Below are 21,621 nucleotides of genomic sequence, written 5' to 3' on the forward strand. Positions count from 1 at the left end.
GTGTGCCGTCGGCGCCTGGCCGGGGCGTGCCGGACCCCCGGGGAGACGGTGTGTCGATCCCCGGGGGCGCGGTGCTGTGCGGAATTACTCAGCTGCCGCTGGTGCGTGCTGAGCGGGCGGACGCGGCTCGTCGACGGCGGCCGGAGAAGCCTGTGCCGCCCATGAGGTTCGCGAAGCCCTCGGCGGAGTTGATGCTGCCTCGGATGTACTGGCGGATGGACTGGCGCATGGCGAGGCGCTCCCTGGGGTGTCAGCGGCCGGAGGTGCGGGCGGAGGCGGCGGCGGCTCGGCGGGGGCCGAAGGCGCGGGCGATGCCTGCACGGGCGCGGGCGACGACGCTGGAGATGGCGTTACGCATGGTTCACCTCCCTCGACGGTTGGTGCGGGTGGTCTCCCCCACGCGGGGGAGGCGTCGAGGATCGTTGATGCCTAGCGTGGGCAGATGGATACAAGAGACGAAGGAAAGCCCCGGACGAACTGGACAGCGCTCGGGATCGCGCTCGGTTTGCCGCTCGGTGCCGCGCTGGGCCTCACCGTGTTCGACAACCTCGCCCTTGGGCTTTTGGTGGGCGTTGCCGCCGGGCTGACACTCGGCGTCTTGGCAGACACGGTCCGCAGGAGCAGAGACCTCCGGTAGAGCGGCTCTTGCCTCAGTCGAGGCGGGTTGTCGCAGCGGCGCAGGGCGAACCGAGCCCCCAGATCCTCGCCCAGTCGATGCTCCAGCATGGCTCGGTGCACCTTGACCATTCGCGGGCGGACGTGAAGCAGGCCGTAGCCCCTCTCATGCTTGCCGCCGCGCCATTCCCAGCATGCGCCGAGGCCGGGCACTCGGAGTACCTCGTCCCATCCGATCGACTCAATGCGTTCCATGAGCGTTTCGGACGATCGGAAGTGGTGCGGCGCGGGCGGCAGGCACTCCATACTGCTCCGCCGACGGAAGCTCTGACCCGCGCAGGTAGGGTTCGGCTATGCCTTCTCGAATCCCTCACCTCAGTCTCGCCAATCCAGGCAATCGTCTGCGTATCACGCAGGAGGGGGAGAAGCCTTTCGAGGTCACCGTCGTCGATGTGCTGAATCGGGCGGTTCGCGTCCGGTACCCCGATCAGTCGGTGGGCGTCCTCTCCGACAAGACCTACGACGACGACGTGATCGAGGTATTGCCTCCCAAGTACTAGGAGACGCCTGCTGTCCAACAAATGTCCCGGATTCTCGTGTGAGGCCCGGGGCGTTCGTCGTTTGGGCGGAGTGATCCACTATCTACGTTCTATCCTGCGGGGTTTGCGGATATTGCGTATTTCTTTCTCGTCACTTGGTCATCGGCGTGTCGGCTCCGGCAACCGCTAGTGCCGCGATCACGGGGCGCTGATCGCGTCTGACGTGTGCCGGAGCGACTCGCGCCGGTCCCGTTCACGCGCGGACTGCAGCTGGTACGCCGCATCCGGGGCGAGGGGCTGCCGGCGCGGCCCGTCCGCCGGGATGATGCCGCGAGCTTGCGCTGCGCGAACGTCCGTCTCGACGTCGGCGGTACTGGTGCGATCGCCAGCTCCCACACGGTCGAGCACGTGACCAACGGTCAGGTACGTCGTGCGCGTGGCGGGATCGCGGTGGTGGGCGATGATGACGGCCGCCTTCGTCAGGTCGAGCGCTTCGCGGCGAGCGAGGCGAAAGCCACGACGGCGCTGCGTCAGGCGCTGACGACGATCGCCGCGTCGACGGCCGCGGAGGTGAAGCGGGAGACGCGCATGCGCGACCTCGGCGAGCGGTTCCTAACCTCGGAGGCTGGCCTGGCGTCGGTCACGGTGGCCGACTACACACGCATCGTGCGCAGGGTCATCGCCCCCCGTATTGGTGACCTCGCCGTGTCGGAAGCGACCGCGGATCGGCTGCAGCGTTTCCTTAAGGTCGTAGCGGCGGAGAGCGGGCCAGGCTCGGCGAGAACGGCGAGGGCGGTGCTGTCGGGCATGATGGCGCTCGCGGCGCGCTCAGACGCGGTGGAGGCCAATCCGGTGCGCGAGCTCGCCGGCACCGGCGTGAAGGCGAAGGGGGCAACCGCGATCCCGCTCGAGGATCTGCCCGGCGTTCTCGCGAGGGTCCGATCTGACGAGCGGTTGATTGCGCTCGACATGGCGGACATGATCGTGTTTCTCGCCGGCACGGGCGTCCGGATCGGTGAAGCGTGCGCGCTGCGCTGGGACGACGTCGACCTCGGCGCCGGGGTCGTCACGATCAGAAAGTCGAAGACGGAAGCCGGCGTGCGACGTATCTCCGTCCCGGCCGGTGAGCTCGGGATGCTGGGCGATCGTCGGCTACGTGGTGGTCCCAACGATGCAGGCGTGGTGTTCCCCTCGATCCGAGGCCGAGAGCGCAACTCGCGAGGGGCAGCGGGGGAGTGGTCTGACGCCCGCGACCGGCTCGGGCTGCCCGAGCGGTACACCTTCCACGCTTTCCGAAAGACCGTGGCGACGCTTCTCGATCAGGCGGGGCTCTCGGCGCGCGATGTCGCCGAGTACTTGGGCCACGCGAACCCGGCGATCACGCAGAGCGTGTACATGTCCAAGACGGTCGGCGGAAGCCGCGCAGCGGAGGCCATAGAATCGATCGTGAGCAAGTGAATGTGCGGGGTTTGTGCGGGGTCGCATTAGACCTTAGAGCGGAGACACCCTTACAGCCCGCGGAATTCCGCGGCTAGCCGGCTTGGCGCAATTGGTAGCGCACCGTACTTGTAATACGGGGGTTGCAGGTTCAAGTCCTGTAGCCGGCACGTAATGTTGCGGCCTTGCGGGCCGGATGTGACGCACGTCGCGGCGTACGCTCCGCCCCTTCGCTTTCGCTGGTGCTGCGCCGCCGCGGACGAGTGTGACGGGGTTCGATGGGGCATTCTGCTCACGCGCTGAGCGCGCGCCTCTCACAGAGGTGGAAAATGCGCGATCCGGTGAGGTGAACGCGACCGGGACCCGGTCGCCGCCGGGCGTGCGATCGGCTCCGTTCCGCCGTCGTCATCCCAGTGCTCCAGGGCGGTGGCGTCGGCGCCGGGCCGTCCGTCCCGTGCGCTGTCCTCGTCGCGTGTAGCTCGTGTCGTCGTGGGTGGGGCGTAGCCGTGCCAGTGGTCGCCCGCGGTCTGATTCCAGCTGTCCCACTCGCCATTGCGTCGCAGCGTCGCCAGGTGGCCGCCCTCGTCATCCCAGTTCTCTGCGGCGATCTCGTCGTCGTGCTCCTTGTCGCCCATAGTGCGGACTGTACGCCGCCGTCGGGGTTGCGGATAGGGGTGTGTGCCGGCCGCGACCGCCGGCGCCCAGTCCAGCCGCGCCGGGACGTCGCCCGAAAAGAGGCAGACAACCAGTAGTCGAATGGGTATCCTCACCATTACCTACCCGCGCACCCTACGCGCACCGCTCCGATGGCGAAGCCACGCGACCGGTCCGCTCGCCCAAGGGAGTGGGAACAATGGCTCTACCGCGCACTGTCACACATGCCTACCGAATGCCCGGCGGGTGGGAGAAGCTCGCCCGACATCGACTCACCATCGATTACGCGCGCGAGCTGCGCACCGCCGGCTTCACCCTCATGCGGATACGCAGCGGATGGGGGAGCAGCCGCGAACGCTCGATCGCCACTTACCTGCAGCGGCGCGAGGTGCCCGCCACCTGACATCCCGCCGCGTTGCGGTTCTCGTTCGTCGCCGAGCGGTCACGACAACAGCCGTGCGAGCGCGACGACGAGAATCGCCGCCGCCACGATCGCCGACAGGCCCGCGAGCAGGGCGCCCACGATCGCGCCCCAGCGCAGGGGCCCGGGCCGCCTGCTCGCCTCCAGCGCGAACAGCAGGGCGCACAGGGCCACGGTGACCATGAGCAGGTCGCCCACCATGCCCGCCGGGGCCCACACCACGGTCGCGAGCGCGATCACCCCCGCCCCCAGCGCGGCCAGGTGACGCGTCTGGTGCGCCGGTGCCTCGCTCATCGCCCGTCATCCTTCGTCAACGCGAGCGCACGCGCAACCAGCGCACCTCGTGCGCGGCGAGCGGAAGGCCCCCGCCCAACCAGGTCGGAGCGCCCGCGACGAGGTCCAGCGCCTCGGGTCGCAGGCCCGAGAGGGTGAGCGCGTCGACGGTCACCGTGCTGTCGGCGACGTTCGCCACGACGAGAACGTCGAAGCCCGCGTCGCCGGGGCGGACGAAGGCCACGACCGACGCCACGTGCGCGTCGAAGGCGATGAGCTCGTTGCCGGCGAGCTCGGGGGTCGACCGACGAACGGCGAGCAGGCGCGCCAGTCGTGCGAAGACGCGTCCGGACGGGGTCCCGGCATCCGCGCGATCCGCGTAGTTCTGTGCGGGGCGGAACGGGCGGTGCACCCAGCGGCTGTCGCCCGACTCTTCGGGGCGGTCGGCGAAGCCGTAGTCGTTGAGCTGCGCCACCTCGTCGCCGAGGTACAGCAGCGGGATGCCGCCGGTCGACAGGGCGAGCGCGTGAGCGAGGACGACGCGGTCCTCACCCGCGGAGTCGCCCGCCTCGATACCGGCGAGCGAGGCAGTGGTTCCCGTCACGCGCGCGTCGCCCGTGCGGGGGTTCTCCTGGAACGGCACACCGCGGGCGAACGTTCCCTCGGCGCGCCCGACGTAGAAATCGTTGAGGAAGCGGCGGTGCGGGTAGCCGTCGATACCGAGCTCGGCGGCATCCTCGTCGGCGAAGGTCCAGCCGATGTCATCATGACTGCGCACGTAGTTGACCCACGCGGTGCCGCCGGGCAGGGCGTGGCGACGCTCGAGCGCCTGCTGCAGCAGGCGTCCGTCGCGGGTGGCGAACGCCTCCCACGTGAGGGCCATCTGCAGCGGGTTGTAAGAGATCTGGCACTCGTCGGGCGAGATGTACGAGATCACCTCGTCGGGGTGCACGATCGCCTCCGACTTGAACAGCAGGCCGGGCGCGGCCATGCGCAGCACCGCGTTGAAGGCCTGGAGCAGCAGATGCGCCTCGGGCAGCGACTCGCAGGTCGTGCCGAGCCGCTTCCAGATGAAGGCCACAGCATCCATCCGCAGGATCTCGACGCCCTGGTTCGCGAGGAACAGCATCTCGCCGGCCATCGCCTCGAAGACGGCGGGGTTGGCGTAGTTGAGGTCCCACTGGAAGTGGTAGAACGTCGACCAGATCCAGCGCCCGTCGTCGAGCTGCACGAAGGACCCCGGGTGGTCGTCGGGGAAGATCTCGCGCGTGGTCCGCTCGTACGCGTCGGGCATCTCGCGGTCGGGGAAGATCAGGTAGAAATCCTCGTACCCCGGGTCGCCGGCGATGGCCTTCCGCGCCCACCGGTGCTCGTTGCTGGTGTGGTTGAAGATGAAGTCGACCACCAGCGAGATTCCGGCGCGGCGGAGGTCGGCGGCGAGCTCGGCGAGCTCCTGCATCGTGCCGAGCTTCGGGTTCACGCGGCGGTAGCTCGACACCGCGTACCCGCCGTCGCTGTTCCCCTCCGGGCTCTCGAACAGCGGCATGAGGTGAAGATAGGTCAGGCCCAGTTCCTGGAAGTAGGGGATGGCATCCCGGATGCCGCTGAGTCCTCCGGCGTAGCGATCGACGTAGCAGACGCCACCGAGCATGCGCTCGCTCTCGAACCATCCGGGCGCGCTCTCGCGCTCGCGGTCGATGGCCTTCAGCTCGGTCGGGCGCAACGCCCACGACCGTCGGGCGAGATCGACGACGGATGCCAATCGCTCGCGGCCGTCGGGACGCTCGCCGTACAACCGCACGAAGAGATCGTGCAGTCGCGGCAGGTGGGCCTCCACGTGGGGGAGGAATTCGTGGTCGACGCCGTCGGCGAGGAGATCGGCGATGATCTCGGAGACGTCGTCGTGGTCGGTGCGCAACTGGGTCACGGGGAAAGCCTGGTGCATCGGCGCCCCTCCGGTCGACAGCGACGTGCCCGGTGCTGGCAGCGGGCGTCGGTCTGAGACAGCATGGATGGATGACCGCCGCATCGACGACCCGTCTTCCGACCCTCATCGCGGCCCTCTCGGGCGTGGTCGCCGTGTGCGCGTACGCGGGGGTCGCGCTGCTGCAGATCCTGGTCTGGAATCCGGAGGCCGCCCGCCCGGGGGCCACCGCCGCGCAGGTCTGGGCAGAGGTCGGCGCGGCGAATCAGGGACCGCCCGGCGCGTTCGTCGTGGTCGTCATCGCCATCGGCCCGCTTTTCGCTTTGGTCCTCGCCCTGCTCTTCGTCCTCACGGGAGCGGGCGTCTGGTCCACGGTCGCCGGGTACCTCGGGCTGCTCTTCGCCGGAATGCCGGGTTACTTCGTCGCCTCTTTCGGCCCCGGCATGGGCCTGGCCGACACCTACATGATCAGCGGTGGGGATTTCTCGCCGGGGCGCCTGCCGCTCTACGCGGTGAGCGCGCTTTCGGTCGTGGCGCTGCTCGCGCTCTTCGTGGGTGCGGCGGTGCGGTCCGCGCGGGAGCGGCGCACGCTCGCCGTGGCGTGAGTTCTGCGCCGGGCGGTGCCGCCGTCCGCGACGCCGACGCCGACGTACGATCGACGATGGCCCGACCCTCGGGCGCGAGGGGAGTGCGGTGTCGGAGCGCGGTTCGGTCGGTGTCGCCGTGGCGGGAGCGGTGCTCATCGGCGCGCTCACGGCCCTGCAGGCGAGAATCAACGGCACCCTCGGCGCCGAGATCGCTGACGGCATCGTCGCCGCCGCGATCTCGTTCAGCTCCGGACTGCTCATCCTCGTCGCGCTGTCGGCGCTGGTACCCGAGGGGCGACGCGGGTTCGGGCGTTTGCTCTCCGGCATCCGATCCCGATCGATCCCGCCCTGGATGCTGCTGGGGGGTCTGGCCGGGGCGTTCACCGTCGCCAGCCAGGGCCTGACGGTCGCCACCATCGGCGTGGCGTTGTTCACCGTCGGCTTCGTCGCCGGGCAGACCACGGGCGGACTCGTGCTCGACCGGGTCGGCTACGGCCCGGCGGGGGTCGTTCCCGTCACCGTGCGCCGCCTCGTCGGCGCCGTCCTCGCCATCGCCGGTGTGATCGTGTGCCTGTCGGGCGATGCGCTGGGGGGAGTGCCGCTGTGGATGCTGGTCGTCCCCGCCATCGCCGGTGCGGGCGTGGCCTGGCAGCAGGGGACGAACGGGCGTCTGCGGGTGCGCGTCGAGAGCCCGCTGACCGCGACGCTGGTCAACTTCGTCGGCGGAACGGCGGTGCTCGTCGTGGCCGCGGTGGTGCACGTGGGGGTGGTGGGCGCCCCACGCGTCATCCCCACCGAGCCCTGGCTGTACGTGGGTGGAGCCGTCGGGGTCGTCTACATCTTCCTGTCGGCGGTGGTCGTTCGCCGCACGGGCGTGCTGCTGCTCGGCCTCGGGTCAGTCGTGGGGCTTCTGAGCACGTCGGTGCTGCTCGACGCCCTCTGGCCTGCCCCCGCCGCCCCATCGACCCCCGTCGCCCTGCTCGCGTCCGCGGTCGCGATCGTCGGTGTCATCGTCGCGGCGGTCCCGTGGCGCCGCCGCCGGCCGTGAGCCGGAGCCCGGTCAGCGGATGACGCGCGCCGCCCGCCCGTGAACGACGACGCCGCCGGGGGGACGAGCCCCACCGGCGGCGTACGACGAAGACGGATCGATCAGAGGTGCGCGTCGTCGACGGCGCGACGCTTCTTGCTCCCGGGCAGACGCGAGATGTGCTTCGCGGCGTCCACGGTCTTGCGACGCACCGGGCGCGAGCGCGGCGGCTTGCCTCCGACGTAGAGCCAGCCGAGCAGCACCTCGCCCTTCGACAGGCCGTGCGCCTTGGCGAGCGCCTTGCTGCGCGTGTTGTCGTCGGTGCGCCAGAACACGCCGAAGCCGGCTTCGTCGAGTGCGAGGCTCAGCATGTGGGCGACGCCCGAGGCCACGGCCTCCTGCTCCCACGCGGGGATCTTCTTCGACTCGAGGTTCGCGACCACGGCGATGATCAGGGGAGCGCGGCGGGGCTTCGAGGAGTAGCCCTTCTTACCGTCGGCCTTGTTCAAGGCGCGGGCGAGCAGGTCGCGGTCGCTCCCGCGGATCTCGATGATCCGCCAGGGACGCAGCGTCTTGTGGTCGGCGACGCGACCCGCGGCCGCGACGAACGCCTCGAGCTCGGGGCCGGTGGGGGCGAGGTCGGTGACCTTCGACCACGACCGGCGGTCGCGCATCGCCTCGAGTGCGCTCACGCCGTCTCTTCCGGGGTGAAGTTCAACGACAGCGAGTTCATGCAGTACCGGTCGCCGGTGGGAGTGCCGAAACCATCGGGGAACACGTGTCCGAGGTGCGAACCGCAGTTGGCGCAGCGCACCTCGGTGCGCTGCATGCCGTGGCTGTTGTCGTCGATGAGCTCGACGGCCTCGGGACGCACCGACTCGTAGAAGCTCGGCCACCCGCAGTGCGAGTCGAACTTCGTTCCGCTCTGGAACAGCTCGGAGCCGCACGCGGCGCAGGTGTAGAAACCGGAGCGGCTCTCATCGAGCAGTTCACCGGTCCACGCGCGTTCGGTTCCGGCCTGGCGCAGCACCGCGTACTGCTCGGGCGAAAGCTCTTCGCGCCACTGGTCGTCGGTCTTGTCGACGGCGTAAGTCATGGGATCTTCCTCTCTCCGGTCCCTATTCTCTCGTGCCGGGGGCCGGTCAGGTCGGCGCGGCATAATCTGCGGAATGCAGCAGGATGCCGTGGAAGCCGTCGTCGATCGCTATGGGCGCTTCGCCCGCGACGAGGCGCCGGGTCGTTCGGCGGTGTACGAGGGGTGGGCGCGGCGCGTCGTCGACGACACCGCGGTGGCCGAGGCTCTCGCCCGCATCGAGGAGACGCGGCGTCAGCCCCCGCTCGTCTTCGCGGTGCTGCGGCTGCTGGGCGCACCGGAGGACGATGTCGACGCGTGGGCCGCGTGGGTCGTCGCCCACGCCGATCAGGTGGTCGTCGAGTGCGGGCGTCGAAGCGTGCAGACCAACGAGCCGCTCCGGTGCGCCGCGTTGCTGCCGGCGCTCTCGCTCATCGAGGGGCCGATCGCGCTGCTCGAGGTGGGGGCGAGCGCGGGTCTGTGCCTGTACCCCGACCGGTACTCCTATCGCTACCGCCGCGGCGAGGAGGTCATCGCGCTCGACCCCGCCGGCGGCCGCAGCCCGGTCGTGCTGGAGTGCGAGCTCGAGGGGCACCCCGACCTGCGTATGCCGGACGTCGTGTGGCGGGCCGGCATCGATTTGAACCCCCTCGACGCCCGCGCCGCCGACGATCGCGCGTGGCTCACGGGCCTGGTGTGGCCGGGCGAGGAGGGCAGGCGTGAGCGCATCGCCGGCGCGCTCGACATCGCGGCGGCCGATCCGCCCCTTCTCGTCGCGGGCGAGGGGGCGACGGCCCTTCCCGCTCTCGCGGCGCAGGCTCCCCGCGGAGCGACGCTGGTGGTCACGACGCCCGGCGTGCTCGCCCACATCCCGCGCGCCGGGCGCGCCCCCGTCATCGCGGCCGCGCGGGCCGCGGGGCGGTGGATCACGCTCGATGCCGCGCCGCTGCACGACGGCTGGACGCACCCCCCTCGCATCCGACGGGGCGGGTTCGCGCTCGCGCTCGACGGCGACGTGCGCGCCGAGGTCGATCCGCTCGGGGCGTGGGTGGCGTGGCATCCGGAATCGACGGGCGGTGCGCAGTAGCGTCGGAGCGTGCCCCTGTCGGACCGTGATCGCGCCTTCCTCGCCTTCGAGGGTGAATGGCGACGCCATGGGGGTGCGAAAGAGGAGGCGATCCGCGCCGAGTTCGCGCTGACGCCGGTCCGGTACTACCAGCTGCTCGGTCGCCTCATCGACACCCCCGAAGCCCTCGCGTCCGACCCCATGCTGGTGCGTCGCCTGCGCCGACGCCGCGATGACGCGGCCGCGCAGCAGCGCGCACGCCTCGGCCGCACCGCCACCCGGTGACGGGTGCGCGCGGGTCGGACCGGTAGCATCGTCCAATGGCCAGATCGACCTTCCCGCGGGATCGCTTCGACGACCTGCCGGCCGATGCGGGTCGCGTCGGCGCCCACCGCGCCGAGAATCCCCGGCTGCGCGGGTGGATCATCTTCCTGTGGGCGGCCATCGCCACCCTCGCCCTGATCATCGCCGGCATCTTCGGCTCGCTGGTGGTGTCGGGCCGCATCTCGTTCGGCTCCGGGCCCGCGCCGGTGCCCACCGTCTCGGCGGAACCCACGACGCCCGCCGTCGTCGACACGTCGTACTCGGTGGTCGTTCTCAACGGCACGGCCGACGAGGGACTCGCCGCCGCCGTGCGCGACCAGATCGTGGCGGCCGGATGGCCGGGTGAGGGCGTCGAGACCGGCGACTCCGACAGCACCGACTTCGCCGAGACGACGATCTACTACCTCCGCGACACCGACGAGGCGGCAGCCCAGGGCCTGGCCCAGACCATCGGGGGCGCGCAGATCGCGCAGAGCGACTTCCTGCAGCCGACCGACGACCCCAGCACCCCCGACGACGAGAGCGCCGTGAAGCGGCTCGTCGTCGTCATCGGCCTCGATCGCGCCGCCGGTCAGGCGTCGCCGTCGACCGCTCCCTGACCCCTCGACGGCCGCGTGTTTCCGCGGCGTAACAAGTTCGCGGCCTGCGCGTCAACAATGGGCCGAGCGGCCGGTGCGGCGGGATCACGCGTGCTTACGATGACCTCGTCATTCAGCAACGGGAGATTCGCATGACGCAGGGCACTGTCAAATGGTTCAACGCCGAGAAGGGCTTCGGCTTCATCACCGTCGCCGACGGCCAGGACGTCTTCGTCCACTACTCGAGCATCGAGATGTCGGGTTTCCGCGTTCTCGAGGAGGGCCAGGCCGTCGAGTTCACCGTCGGCACCGGGCAGAAGGGCCCCCAGGCGGAGTCGGTGCGACTGGCCTGATCACCGTTTCCCGACGCCACGGCATCCGATCCCGGATGCCGTGGCGTCGTCGTTTGCGCGCGGGTGGGCGGCTTGCACTCCCCAGGGGCGAGTGCCAGAATGAGTTAGCACTCGCTTTCGTCGAGTGCCAAAATCAGCAGTCACCCGTCCGGGAGGGACGACACACTTATGGCAAAGATCATCGCTTTCGACGAAGAGGCCCGACGCGGTCTCGAGCGTGGCCTCAACACGCTGGCCGACGCCGTCAAGGTGACCCTGGGCCCCCGCGGTCGCAACGTCGTGCTCGAGAAGAAGTGGGGCGCCCCCACGATCACGAACGACGGCGTCTCGATCGCCAAGGAGATCGAGCTCGACGACCCGTACGAGAAGATCGGCGCCGAGCTGGTCAAGGAGGTCGCCAAGAAGACCGACGACGTCGCGGGTGACGGCACCACCACCGCCACCGTTCTCGCCCAGGCGCTCGTGCGCGAGGGCCTGCGCAACGTCGCGGCCGGCGCAGACCCCATCTCGCTCAAGAAGGGCATCGAGAAGGCCGTCAAGGCCGTCACCGACGAGCTCCTGGCCTCGGCCAAAGAGGTCGAGTCGAAGGAGCAGATCGCGGCTACCGCATCGATCTCCGCCGCCGACCCGGCCATCGGCGCACTCATCGCCGAAGCCATCGACAAGGTGGGCAAGGAAGGCGTCGTCACCGTCGAGGAGAGCAACACCTTCGGCACCGAGCTCGAGCTCACCGAGGGCATGCGCTTCGACAAGGGGTACATCAACCCCTACTTCGTCACCGACCCCGAGCGTCAGGAAGCGGTCTTCGAAGACCCGTACATCCTGATCGCCAACCAGAAGATCTCCAACATCAAGGACCTTCTGCCCATCGTCGACAAGGTGATCCAGGAGGGCAAAGAGCTCCTCATCATCGCCGAAGACGTCGAGGGCGAAGCTCTCGCGACGCTGGTGCTCAACAAGATCCGCGGCATCTTCAAGTCGGTGGCCGTCAAGGCTCCCGGTTTCGGCGACCGTCGCAAGGCTCAGCTGCAGGACATCGCGATCCTCACCGGCGGACAGGTCATCACCGAAGAGGTGGGCCTCAAGCTCGAGAACGCCACGGTCGACCTGCTCGGCCGTGCGCGCAAGGTCATCATCACCAAGGATGAGACCACGATCGTCGAGGGTGCGGGCGAGTCCGAGCTGATCGAGGGTCGCGTGACCCAGATCCGTCGCGAGATCGAGAACACCGACAGCGACTACGACCGCGAGAAGCTCCAGGAGCGCCTCGCCAAGCTCGCGGGTGGCGTCGCCGTCATCAAGGCGGGCGCGGCCACCGAGGTCGAGCTCAAGGAGCGCAAGCACCGCATCGAAGACGCCGTGCGCAACGCCAAGGCCGCCGTCGAAGAGGGTGTCGTCGCCGGTGGTGGCGTCGCGCTCATCCAGGCCGGCAAGACCGCGCTCGCAGCCCTCGACCTCGTCGGTGACGAGGCCACGGGTGCGAACATCGTCCGCGTCGCCATCGAGGCCCCGCTCAAGCAGATCGCGCTCAACGCCGGTCTCGAGCCCGGTGTCGTGGCGAACAAGGTCGCCGAGCTCCCCGTGGGCCACGGCCTGAACGCCGCGACGGGCGAGTACGGTGACCTGTTCGCACAGGGCATCATCGACCCCGCCAAGGTGACGCGTTCGGCTCTGCAGAACGCGGCATCCATCGCCGGTCTGTTCCTCACGACCGAGGTCGTCGTCGCCGACAAGCCCGAGAAGTCGGCCGCTCCCGCGGGCGACCCGACCGGTGGCATGGACTTCTGATCCACGCCTAGGCAGTGACAGAACGCCCCCTCCTTCGGGAGGGGGCGTTCTGTGTTGACGGGGCGGTGACCGCTCGATGATCCGGCGCCGGTTGGCTGCCGGTGAGTTGGCTGGCTGCGGGCTGCGGGCTGCGGGCTGCTGGCTGCGCGCTGCGGGCTGCTGGCTTGCGTGACTGCGGGCCGGCCGGTTGGGGCACATGTCCCACTTCTGGTTGCCTGCCGCGGCGCCAGGCAACCCGATGTGGGACGCGGCCTGCATCTTTTGGGACACGGTTCGAGAACTCCACCGAGGTTCGACGGGGGCGGGTGAGAGCCGGGGTCGGGGCCGGGGCGGAAGCGTCGGGTCTACGCGTCGGGACGGTAGTCGTCGGGCAGGCGCTCGAGCGGTTGCGTCTCGATGAGCGCGTGCTCCTGCGCGTCGCGCCGGTCGGCCAGGGGGAGAGAGACGCGGAACGTCGCTCCGCCGCCGGGGGTGTCGACGACCTGCACCGTGCCGTGCAGCAGATCGACGATGGATGCCACGATCGACAGTCCGAGGCCCGAACCGCCGGTCTCGCGCGTGCGCGAGGTGTCGGCACGCCAGAAGCGCTGGAAGATCTGGTCGCGGATCTGCTCGGGAACGCCCTCGCCGTGATCGATGATCTCGATCCACCCCATGTCGGCGTCGGCGTCGACCCCCACGCGGAGACCGATCGGGGAACCGTCGGCGGTGAACCGCCGCGCATTGCCCAGCAGGTTGGCGACGACCTGGCGCACCTTGTTCTCGTCGCCGAGCACGACGGGGGCGAGCCGCGGGGGCGTGCGCACGACGCCCAGGGGCACGGTCGGAGGGGCGGCGTCGTCGCCCGCGGCCGGATGCGTCTCGCCCGCCTCTCGGGCGCGACGACGCAGACGCGACAGGGTGGCCCCGGCGATCGCCATCGCCGACGTCGGCGGCGCACCCCTGCGGCGCCCGGGCGTCGACGCGGGCTCTCCTGCGGCGTCGAGGAGCGGGTCGAGCGTCATCAACGGGACGATGCGTTCCGTGCGTGCGGTGGTGTCGTCGACGGTCACCTCGCGCTGGGGGGAGGTCACGCGCAGATCCATCGCGGCATCCCGAGCGATCGGGCGCAGATCGAGCGAGGTGATCGTGACGTCGCGACGCTCGTCGAGTCGCGCGAGGGCCAACAGGTCTTCGACGAGGGCCCCCATGCGGATGGCTTCCTTCTCGATGCGCTCCATCGACTGCGCCACGTCTTCGTCGGAACGGATCGCGCCCATGCGATAGAGCTCGGCGTACCCGCGCATCGTGACGAGCGGGGTGCGCAGCTCGTGGCTGGCGTCGCCGATGAATCGTCGCATCTGGCGCACGGTCGCGTCACGCTGCACGAGCGCCCCGTCGATCCGCGCGAGCATGGCGTTGATCGCCGTCTTGAGGCGCCCCACCTCGGTGTCGGGGACGATGTCGGTCAGGCGCTGGCTGAAGTCGCCGGCGGCGATGTCCATCGCGGTCGTCTCGACCTGCCGCAGATTGCGGAACGTGAGCGTCACGAGCCAGCGGGTCAGCAGGGCGCTCGCGATGAGGATGAGCAACGCGACGAAGGCGTAGATCCCCACGTACGCCGCGACGATGCGATCGGTGGGGGCCAGGGGCTGGATCACCATCTGGGTGTAGACCCCGGGATTGCCGGGGGCCTGCAGCACCCCCACGCGAGCCAGGAAGTGCTGGCCGGATTCGGGGTTCTCCAACTCGATCCGCCGGTCGATCTGGCTGTAGGTCTGCTCGACGGTGAACGTCAGGGGCAGATCCGGCAGGGCGCGCGACGACGTGCCGTTGTAGAACGCCTCGCGCCGCCCGTCGGGCCCGTACACGACCACCATCGACCCGATCTGCGGGGCGTTGTCGACCTGGGTGAAGGTGATGCGGCCGTCGGTGTCGCTCGTGGTGAAGATGCTGTTCGCGATGCTCCCGGCTGCCTGCTGTGCGAGCTGCTCGTCGAGGTTGTTGACCAGCGTGGTGCGCAGGAACACCATCGTGCCGATACCGGCGGTGAACAACCCGATCGCGAGGAGCGCGACCGTGACGCCGGTGACCTTGGCCCGAAGGCTCAGGCTGCGCCACCAGTGGGTGAGGGTGTCGTCGGAGTGCGACAGGGGGAGCCTCCGCTCAGGCGGTCTTACCCGACTTCAGCATGTAGCCGAAGCCGCGCTTGGTCTGGATGAGCGGCTCGGACGAGTGCGGATCGATCTTGCGGCGCAGGTACGAGATGTAGCTCTCGACGATGCCCGCGTCACCGTTGAAGTCGTACTCCCACACGTGGTCGAGGATCTGCGCCTTCGACAGCACACGGTTCGGATTGAGCATCAGGTACCGCAGCAGCTTGAACTCGGTGGGGCTCAGGTCGATCGAGACGTCGCCGACGCTGACGTCGTGGGTGTCCTGATCCATCGTCAACTCACCGGTGCGGATGATCGACTCTTCGTCGGCCTGCATGGTGCGGCGCAGGATCGCCTGGATGCGCGCGACGATCTCGTCGAGGCTGAACGGTTTGGTGACGTAGTCGTCGCCGCCGGCGTTCAAACCCATGATCTTGTCTTCGGTCTCGTCCTTGGCGGTGAGGAAGAGGATGGGTGCCGTGTACCCCGCGCCCCGCAGGCGCTTGGTGACGCTGAACCCGTTCATGTCGGGCAGCATCACATCGAGCACGATGAGGTCGGGTTCCTCTTCGAGCACGGCCGAGATGGTCTGCGCGCCGTTTGCCACGGCTCGCACCTGGAAACCGGCGAAGCGCAGGCTCGTGATGAGCAGGTCGCGGATGTTCGGTTCGTCGTCCACGACGAGGATGCGAGGAGCTGTCATTCCCTCATTATCGTGACTGCACCCAGCAATGCGCTGGATATGGAACGGAAAGCCGCGCGCTGATATGGGTCAGGCTGCTGCGGCGTCGATCCCGTCGGCATCCAGAATCGTGTAGGCGTAGCCCTGTTCGGCGAGGAAACGCTGCCGGTTCTGCGCGAAATCCTGGTCGACGGTGTCGCGTGCGATGAGCGTGTAGAAGCTCGCCGTGTGCTGGGACTGCTTGGGTCGCAGCAGTCGTCCGAGACGCTGGGCCTCTTCTTGACGCGACCCGAACGAACCCGACACCTGGATCGCGACGGAGGCCTCGGGCAGATCGACTGAGAAGTTGGCCACCTTCGACACCACGAGCAGCGGAATGCTCCCGTCGCGGAAGCCCTGGAAGAGCTCCTCACGCTCCGGGATCGGGGTCGCCCCGGTGATCTGAGGCGCGTCCAGAGCCTGCGCGAGCTCGTCGATCTGATCGAGGTACTGCCCGATCACCAGCACCCGCTCGCCTGGATGCCGCTCGACCAGGCGTCGCGCGACGTCGATCTTGGCGGGGGCCGTCGCCGCCAGCCGGTAACGGTCCTCGTCGGCGGCGGCCGCGTACTCGAGGCGTTCGTGGGCGGGGAGGTCGATGCGCACCTCGTAGCAGGCGGCGGGGGAGATGAAGCCCTGGGCCTCGATCTCTTTCCACGGCGCGTCGAAGCGCTTCGGGCCGATGAGGCTGAACACGTCGCCCTCGCGACCGTCTTCGCGCACGAGCGTGGCGGTGAGGCCGAGTCGACGTCGGGCCTGCAGATCGGCCGTGAGCTTGAACACCGGAGCGGGCAGCAGGTGCACCTCGTCGTACAGCACCAGACCCCAGTCGAGCGCATCGAGCAGCGCGAGGTGGGCGTACTCGCCCTTCCGCTTGGCGGTGAGGATCTGGTAGGTCGCGATGGTGACGGGTTTGATCTCTTTCACCTGACCGGAGTACTCGCCGATCTCCTCGGCGGTGAGGCTCGTGCGCCGCAGCAACTCATCGCGCCACTGACGGGCACTCACGGTGTTCGTCACGAGGATGAGGGTGGTCGTGCGCGTGTCGGCCATGGCCGCGGCGCCCACGAGCGTCTTGCCGGCACCGCAGGGGAGCACGACGACGCCGGATCCCCCCTCGGAGAAGGAGTCGACGGCCTGGCGCTGGTAGGGACGCAGGCTCCAGCCGTCTTCGGCGAGGTCGATCGCGTGCGGGGTTCCGGGGGTGTACCCGGCGAGGTCTTCGGCCGGCCACCCGATCTTCAGCAGCTCCTGCTTGATGTGCCCGCGCGCCCACGCGTCGACGAGGTAGCTGTCGGGGGTGGGGTGACCGATCAGGAGCGGAGCGATGCGCTTGTTGCGCGACACCTCGCTGAGGACCGCGGGGTCGGTCGAGCGCAGCACGAGCTCTTTGTCGTCGTTGCGCTCGATGACCAGGCGACCGTACCGGTTGACCGTCTCGCGGATGTCGGTGCTCACCGATGCGGGCACCGGGAAGCGCGACCAGCGGTCGAGGGTCTGCAGCATCGCCTCGGCGTCGTGTCCGGCCGCGCGGGCGTTCCACAGGCCCAGACGGGTGATGCGATAGGTGTGGATGTGCTCGGGTGCGCGCTCGAGCTCGGCGAAAACCGCGAGCTCATGCCGCGCCGTCTCTGCCTCGGGGTGTGCGACCTCGAGGAGGACGGTGCGGTCGCTCTGCACGATGAGGGGGCCGTCAGCCATAGCGTTCGAGTCTACCGGGGTCCAGGACTGGTCGGTCGACCGGGCAGGGTTCGACCGGGCAGGCTCGACCGGGTGGGGCTCGACCGTCCTCACCCCACGAGCGAGACCGCGTCGATGTGCGACAGCGGCAGGGTGCGCTCGACGTCGGCGGCGCGATCGCGGCCGCGCAGGCGTCCACCGCCGAGGCCCGTGGCTTCGAGGCGGAACACGCGCGCGGAGCCGTCGGGAAGCCGCACCGTCACGTCGACGACGGCGCGGGCCCGCACGGCCTGATCGAGCTCGCGCTCGAGCCAGGCGGCATCCGAATCGTCTGCGCCGGTGCGCAAGCGCGAGACCAGCGGCGCGTACGTGTCGGCGGGATCGTGGTCGGACGGGCTCTCGGCGGCGAGCTTCGCGCGCTCGAGCGCCCGCGGGCGCCCCTCGGCGTCGACGGCCACGGCGGGGTAGTGCGCGTCGGTCAACGCCCAGAACACGACGTCGGCCGACACATGCGAGACGAGCTCGTCGCCTGTGCGCGTGAGGGCGACCGACCGCAGCGACTGGTCGACGTCCATCGAGCGCCGCAGGGTCTCGTCTTCGGTCGTGACGCGCGTGAGAAGGGACGTCGGATCGGCGGCGACGCGCACGCGTCCGTGCTCGGCCGCCGTGCGTTCGATGACGTAGGCGAGCGGCTGCGGCAGTCCGGTCAGCGACAGTCCCGAGAGGAACTCGCGCAGGGAGTCGGCGGTCTCGCCGGCCGTGATGGCGGCGCCGATCGTGGCCGCGCTGAAGCGGTAGCTGGAGGCCTGTGCGCGCGACTCGCGCGCGGCCATGGAGCGCAGACGCACATCGAGGTGCGGTGCCAGGGGGCCGGGGGCGATGGCGGTGAGGTCGTTCTGCAGATAGACGCGGTCGACCTCGGGCGGAAGCAGGTCGCGCAGCGCCGAGACGTCGACGGAACCGCCGTCGGAGAGGTCTCGGGCCCACGCGGGGACACCGCCGGCCGCGTCGAGGAGTCCCCAGCGCTCGAGCCGCTGCGCCCAGACCGCGGCGCGCTCGGAGCCGTCGGGGTCGAAGGGGGTGGCGCCGGGCCACTGACCCCGCGGGATCCATCCGCCGGCCGTGCTGCGGAAGGCGGCGGGAAGGGCGTCGCGGAGCGCTGCGGCGGTGCGTTCCCAGCGTTCGAGCGTCGGTAGACGCAACCACTCGCGCCCGGTCGGCGACACCAGCCAGGCGCGCTCGTTCGTGCCGAGCAGGCCGACGGCGAACGCGAGACCGACGAGGAGGTCGGCTTCGGCCGGGGTCGACACCGCGCCGGAGTCGACCAGGCGTCGACGCTCGGTCGCGCCGAGCGAGCCCGACCCGATGCGTCCGAGGGGAGCGTCGAGGGTGAGCAGCAGGATGTCGGCCACCGAGGCGGCGCTGGTGAAGGCGGCTTCGGCGGCGGCTTCGGCGTCGACCGCCGCAGCCCCCTGGGCGGAGCGCGGGTCGCTCACATCGGCGATGCCGTCGGGCGCGACCTGTCGCACCGCGTCGATCACGCTGGGGAACGGGTGGCCGTCGTCGTCGACGAGTGCCCGGGATGCCAGCTCGGAGCGTTGCGGTTCGGGGGCCGGTTCGCCCGCGACGGCGGCGAGGAGGGCGAGCGCGGCGGAGCGCGGGAGTGTGACGAGCCCGCGCGTGACGGAGGCGGGGTCGAGCAGGGCCTCGGCGGCGTCGAACATGTCGCGCCAGGTGCTCGAGGGGGAGACCTGGCGATCGGCGAACAGGCGAGCCAGGTCGGCGTCGGGGCGCGCGCTCAACGAGACCGCCAGTGCGCGTTGTGCGGAGGTCTCGGGCACGTCAGCGGGCCTTGTTGGCCCGGGCCCTTCGCACGAAGCTCATGATGAGCACGGCCAACAGGCAGGCGAAGGCCACAGGGGGTGCGAAGTAGGTGAGCAGGCCCACGGTCGGCCACACGCCGGAGCGCATGTCGGCACCGGAGCTCGATCCGATGATGACAGAGAAGAAGCACACGATCGCAAGGGCCAGCAGCCCCAGCGACATGAACGCCAGGACGCGGTCGATGCGGCGGACCGGGACGTCGTCGCCCGGCGTGCTGTCGCGGGAGGTGCGGGTGCTCATCGGGCTCAGCCTACTGCCTGGCGGCGGTGGCGTAGGCTGAGAGGCCGGCATCCGATCGGGTTCCGTGTTCCGCCGTGCGCTCCCGCGCACTCATCCAGCGAGGTGTCCATGCCCACCGGCAAGGTCAGGTTCTACGACGACGAGAAGGGCTTCGGCTTCATCGTCACCGATGACGGCCAGGACGTGTTCCTGCACGCCACCGCCCTGCCCGCCGGGACACCCGGGCCCAAGGCCGGCACCCGTCTCGAGTTCGGTGTCGCTGACGGCAAGCGCGGTCTGCAGGCGCTCTCGGTGCGCGTGCTCGATGCGCCGGTGAGTCTGTCGAAGCGCTCGCGCAAGCCCGCCGACGACATGGCGATCATCGTCGAAGACCTCGTGAAGCTGCTCGACGGCATCGGTGGCGACCTGCGTCGTGGCCGCTACCCCAACGGGCCGCACGCGCAGAAGATCGCCGCGGTGCTGCGCAAGGTCGCCGATGACTTCGAAGCCTGAGCAGCCCGTCGACGAGCGCCTGATCGGCGCTCACGACCTGGCTCTTGCCGCCCTGCGCGAGATCACGCCGGCCGACGGCATCGGTCCGGCCGCGGGCTACGCGGTCGAGGACGACGGTGTGGTGTCGTTGCGGTTCCACACGCGTCTCGCCGGCTACCCCGGCTGGTTCTGGACCGTGAGCGTGGCCGTCGTCGACGACGCGGAGCCCACCGTGCTCGAAGCCGAACTCATGCCCGGTGACGGCGCTCTGCTGGCCCCGGACTGGGTGCCGTGGGCGACGCGTCTCGCCGAGTACCAGGCCGCTCAGGCGGCGACGGCCGCGGCGGGCATCGGCGCGGATGCCGACGACTCCGACGTCGACGACACCGACGACGATGACCTCGACGACGAAGACGACCTCGAAGACGACGAGGACGAGCTCGACGACGACGGGCCGAAAGCACGTTTCCACGCGGGCGACCTCGACGGTGTCGACATCGACGAGCTCGACGCGGACGGTGACGAACGCGCGGACGCGACGCGAGACGATGACGCGCAGGCCGACTCGTACGACGCCGACGATGACGATGACGATGATTCGGATGAAGACGGCGGCGTCGAGGGCGACGACTCCGACGACGAAGACGACGTGCACGGCGGCGACGACCGCAGCTACTGACGGGCACACATGACGAAGGGAGGCCCCCCCCGGGNCGTATAGTCGATGGCCCCGATCAGGCGGCGCACGTCGTCGGGCTCGATCGAGACGAACGTCGCGACGCGCAGCTGGTTGCGGCCCAGCTTGCGGTAGGGCTCGGTGTCGACGATCCCGTTCGCGCGCAGGCTCTTCGCGATCGCCGCAGCGTCGATGGAGTCGTCGAAGTCGATCGTGACCACGACGGGGGAGCGGTCGGCGGGAGACGAGACGAACGGCGTCGCGACGTCGCTCGCGGACGCCCACTCGTACAGGACGGCCGACGACTCGGCCGTGCGTGCGCCCGCCCAGCTCAGTCCGCCGTTGTCGAGGATCCATCCGAGCTGGTCGTCGAGGAGCAGCAGGGTGGCCAACGCCGGGGTGTTGAGCGTCTGCTGCAGGCGCGAGTTGTCGACCGCGTTCTTCAGGCTCAGGAACTCGGGGATGTACCGACCGGATGCGGCGATCCGCTCGATGCGCTCGATCGCGGCCGGCGACACCGCGGCGTACCAGAGGCCGCCGTCGGAACCCAGGTTCTTCTGCGGGGCGAAGTAGTACACGTCGGCCTGGGCGACGTCGAAGTCGATGCCGCCGGCGGCGCTGGTCGCGTCGATGACGGTGAGGGCGCCGGCATCGCCGTGCACGCGCTCGACCGGGGCGGCGACGCCGGTGGAGGTCTCGTTGTGCGGCCAGGCGTACACGTCGACGCCGTCGACCGGCTCGGCGACCGTGCGGGTGCCGGGCTCGGCACGACGGACGTCGGGCGCCTGCAGCCAGGGCGCGGCGGCAGCGGCGGCGAACTTGCCGCCGAACTCGCCGAAGACCAGATTCTGGCTGCGGTTCTCGATGAGGCCGAAGGAGGCGGCATCCCAGAAGGCGGTCGATCCACCGTTGCCGAGGATGATCTCGTACCCGTCGGGAAGGCGGAAGAGCTGGGCGAGACGCTCGCGCGTGCTCGCGACGAGGTTCTTCACCGGCGCCTGGCGGTGCGAGGTACCCAGGATCGAGGCTCCGCGGGTGACGAGCGACTCGAGCTGCGCACCGCGCACTTTCGAGGGGCCGCACCCGAAGCGACCGTCGGCGGGCAGGAGACCTGTGGGCAGTTCCACGTGCGACATGGCTCGATTCTATGGTCCCC

General features: G+C 69.9%; 23 protein-coding genes, 1 tRNA gene and 1 pseudogene. 13 read left to right on the plus strand and 12 right to left on the minus strand.

Going from position 1 to position 21,621, the window contains the following annotated elements:
* Nucleotides 1-88: 88 nt before the first annotated feature.
* Nucleotides 89-229 carry a hypothetical protein gene (locus tag IFU40_RS13620; protein WP_191926670.1) on the minus strand — a complete coding sequence of 47 codons (141 nt, stop codon included), beginning with the start codon at nt 227-229 and terminating at the stop codon, nt 89-91.
* Nucleotides 230-968: 739 nt separating this feature from the next.
* Here IFU40_RS13620 and IFU40_RS13625 point away from each other — a divergent pair.
* The 3 genes from IFU40_RS13625 to IFU40_RS13635 all read left to right on the plus strand — a co-directional run bounded on the left by IFU40_RS13625 (nt 969) and on the right by IFU40_RS13635 (nt 2,761).
* Nucleotides 969-1,175 (plus strand): hypothetical protein, encoded by a 207-nt coding sequence (locus tag IFU40_RS13625; RefSeq protein WP_191926671.1) that lies wholly within the window; start codon nt 969-971, stop codon nt 1,173-1,175.
* A 204-nt stretch (nt 1,176-1,379) separates the two neighbouring features.
* A complete protein-coding gene (locus IFU40_RS17255; protein WP_191926672.1) occupies nt 1,380-2,612 on the plus strand; it encodes a tyrosine-type recombinase/integrase in 1,233 nt (410 codons plus the stop codon).
* A gap of 76 nt (nt 2,613-2,688) precedes the next feature.
* Nucleotides 2,689-2,761, plus strand: a tRNA-Thr gene (locus IFU40_RS13635).
* A 144-nt stretch (nt 2,762-2,905) separates the two neighbouring features.
* Here the strand turns inward: IFU40_RS13635 and IFU40_RS13640 are convergent.
* On the minus strand, nt 2,906-3,226 hold the full coding sequence (locus IFU40_RS13640) for a hypothetical protein (RefSeq protein ID WP_191926673.1): 321 nt from the start codon (nt 3,224-3,226) through the stop codon (nt 2,906-2,908).
* Nucleotides 3,227-3,480: 254 nt separating this feature from the next.
* Between IFU40_RS13640 and IFU40_RS13645 the strand changes: the two genes are divergently transcribed.
* Entirely contained in the window at nt 3,481-3,648 is a 168-nt protein-coding gene (locus IFU40_RS13645) for an alternative tryptophan synthase beta-subunit (protein ID WP_249404228.1), read from the plus strand.
* Between the two features lie 39 nt (nt 3,649-3,687).
* Here IFU40_RS13645 and IFU40_RS13650 read toward each other — a convergent pair whose 3' ends face one another.
* The gene (locus IFU40_RS13650) at nt 3,688-3,960 is read right to left on the minus strand and encodes a hypothetical protein (protein ID WP_191926675.1); all 273 of its coding nucleotides are present in this window, start codon (nt 3,958-3,960) and stop codon (nt 3,688-3,690) included.
* A gap of 16 nt (nt 3,961-3,976) precedes the next feature.
* Nucleotides 3,977-5,884 (minus strand): alpha-amylase family protein, encoded by a 1,908-nt coding sequence (locus tag IFU40_RS13655; RefSeq protein WP_191926676.1) that lies wholly within the window; start codon nt 5,882-5,884, stop codon nt 3,977-3,979.
* A gap of 71 nt (nt 5,885-5,955) precedes the next feature.
* Here IFU40_RS13655 and IFU40_RS13660 point away from each other — a divergent pair, with 71 nt between their 5' ends.
* Both IFU40_RS13660 and IFU40_RS13665 read left to right on the plus strand, forming a co-directional pair.
* The gene (locus IFU40_RS13660; RefSeq protein ID WP_191926677.1) at nt 5,956-6,468 is read left to right on the plus strand and encodes a hypothetical protein; all 513 of its coding nucleotides are present in this window, start codon (nt 5,956-5,958) and stop codon (nt 6,466-6,468) included.
* 88 nt (nt 6,469-6,556) lie between these two features.
* A complete protein-coding gene (locus IFU40_RS13665) occupies nt 6,557-7,498 on the plus strand; it encodes a DMT family transporter (RefSeq protein WP_191926678.1) in 942 nt (313 codons plus the stop codon).
* Nucleotides 7,499-7,599: 101 nt separating this feature from the next.
* Here IFU40_RS13665 and IFU40_RS13670 read toward each other — a convergent pair whose 3' ends face one another.
* Nucleotides 7,600-8,151, minus strand: a complete 552-nt coding sequence (locus IFU40_RS13670) for a nitroreductase family protein (protein ID WP_055839459.1) — start codon at nt 8,149-8,151, stop codon at nt 7,600-7,602.
* A 14-nt stretch (nt 8,152-8,165) separates the two neighbouring features.
* Nucleotides 8,166-8,573, minus strand: a complete 408-nt coding sequence (gene msrB / locus IFU40_RS13675) for a peptide-methionine (R)-S-oxide reductase MsrB (protein ID WP_055838235.1) — start codon at nt 8,571-8,573, stop codon at nt 8,166-8,168.
* A gap of 73 nt (nt 8,574-8,646) precedes the next feature.
* Between msrB and IFU40_RS13680 the strand changes: the two genes are divergently transcribed.
* The 5 genes from IFU40_RS13680 (at nt 8,647) to groL (ending at nt 12,658) form a co-directional block, all read left to right on the plus strand.
* On the plus strand, nt 8,647-9,636 hold the full coding sequence (locus IFU40_RS13680) for a DUF2332 domain-containing protein (protein WP_191926679.1): 990 nt from the start codon (nt 8,647-8,649) through the stop codon (nt 9,634-9,636).
* A 9-nt stretch (nt 9,637-9,645) separates the two neighbouring features.
* Nucleotides 9,646-9,900, plus strand: coding sequence for a DUF3263 domain-containing protein (locus tag IFU40_RS13685; protein WP_191926680.1), 255 nt, complete (start codon nt 9,646-9,648; stop codon nt 9,898-9,900).
* Nucleotides 9,901-9,935: 35 nt separating this feature from the next.
* On the plus strand, nt 9,936-10,538 hold the full coding sequence (locus IFU40_RS13690; protein ID WP_070409550.1) for a LytR C-terminal domain-containing protein: 603 nt from the start codon (nt 9,936-9,938) through the stop codon (nt 10,536-10,538).
* A gap of 131 nt (nt 10,539-10,669) precedes the next feature.
* Nucleotides 10,670-10,870 (plus strand): cold-shock protein, encoded by a 201-nt coding sequence (locus IFU40_RS13695; RefSeq protein WP_055838224.1) that lies wholly within the window; start codon nt 10,670-10,672, stop codon nt 10,868-10,870.
* A 168-nt stretch (nt 10,871-11,038) separates the two neighbouring features.
* The gene (gene groL / locus IFU40_RS13700; protein ID WP_191926681.1) at nt 11,039-12,658 is read left to right on the plus strand and encodes a chaperonin GroEL; all 1,620 of its coding nucleotides are present in this window, start codon (nt 11,039-11,041) and stop codon (nt 12,656-12,658) included.
* A 344-nt stretch (nt 12,659-13,002) separates the two neighbouring features.
* Here groL and IFU40_RS13705 read toward each other — a convergent pair whose 3' ends face one another.
* The 5 genes from IFU40_RS13705 to IFU40_RS13725 all read right to left on the minus strand — a co-directional run bounded on the left by IFU40_RS13705 (nt 13,003) and on the right by IFU40_RS13725 (nt 19,318).
* Nucleotides 13,003-14,670 (minus strand): sensor histidine kinase, encoded by a 1,668-nt coding sequence (locus tag IFU40_RS13705; protein ID WP_191926881.1) that lies wholly within the window; start codon nt 14,668-14,670, stop codon nt 13,003-13,005.
* 133 nt (nt 14,671-14,803) lie between these two features.
* A complete protein-coding gene (locus IFU40_RS13710) occupies nt 14,804-15,496 on the minus strand; it encodes a response regulator transcription factor (protein WP_055838218.1) in 693 nt (230 codons plus the stop codon).
* A 69-nt stretch (nt 15,497-15,565) separates the two neighbouring features.
* Nucleotides 15,566-17,215, minus strand: a complete 1,650-nt coding sequence (locus IFU40_RS13715; RefSeq protein WP_191926682.1) for a DNA repair helicase XPB — start codon at nt 17,213-17,215, stop codon at nt 15,566-15,568.
* An 89-nt stretch (nt 17,216-17,304) separates the two neighbouring features.
* Complete coding sequence (locus IFU40_RS13720; protein WP_191926683.1) at nt 17,305-19,035, minus strand: helicase-associated domain-containing protein; 1,731 nt, start codon at nt 19,033-19,035, stop codon at nt 17,305-17,307.
* A gap of 1 nt (nt 19,036) precedes the next feature.
* Nucleotides 19,037-19,318 carry a hypothetical protein gene (locus IFU40_RS13725; RefSeq protein ID WP_055838209.1) on the minus strand — a complete coding sequence of 94 codons (282 nt, stop codon included), beginning with the start codon at nt 19,316-19,318 and terminating at the stop codon, nt 19,037-19,039.
* A 108-nt stretch (nt 19,319-19,426) separates the two neighbouring features.
* Here IFU40_RS13725 and IFU40_RS13730 point away from each other — a divergent pair, with 108 nt between their 5' ends.
* Together IFU40_RS13730 and IFU40_RS13735 are read left to right on the plus strand one after the other, a co-directional pair.
* On the plus strand, nt 19,427-19,810 hold the full coding sequence (locus tag IFU40_RS13730) for a cold-shock protein (RefSeq protein ID WP_055838206.1): 384 nt from the start codon (nt 19,427-19,429) through the stop codon (nt 19,808-19,810).
* On the plus strand, nt 19,794-20,468 hold the full coding sequence (locus IFU40_RS13735; protein ID WP_191926684.1) for a DUF3027 domain-containing protein: 675 nt from the start codon (nt 19,794-19,796) through the stop codon (nt 20,466-20,468). The genes IFU40_RS13730 and IFU40_RS13735 overlap by 17 nt, the downstream gene beginning before the upstream one ends.
* Before the next feature lie 35 nt (nt 20,469-20,503).
* Here the strand turns inward: IFU40_RS13735 and serC are convergent.
* Nucleotides 20,504-21,601 (minus strand): annotated as a pseudogene (gene serC, locus IFU40_RS13740) (phosphoserine transaminase); the annotation flags it as partial.
* Nucleotides 21,602-21,621 lie beyond the last annotated feature (20 nt).

It is taken from the genome of Microbacterium sp. CFBP 13617 (assembly GCF_014839445.1).
Lineage (GTDB): Bacteria > Actinomycetota > Actinomycetes > Actinomycetales > Microbacteriaceae > Microbacterium.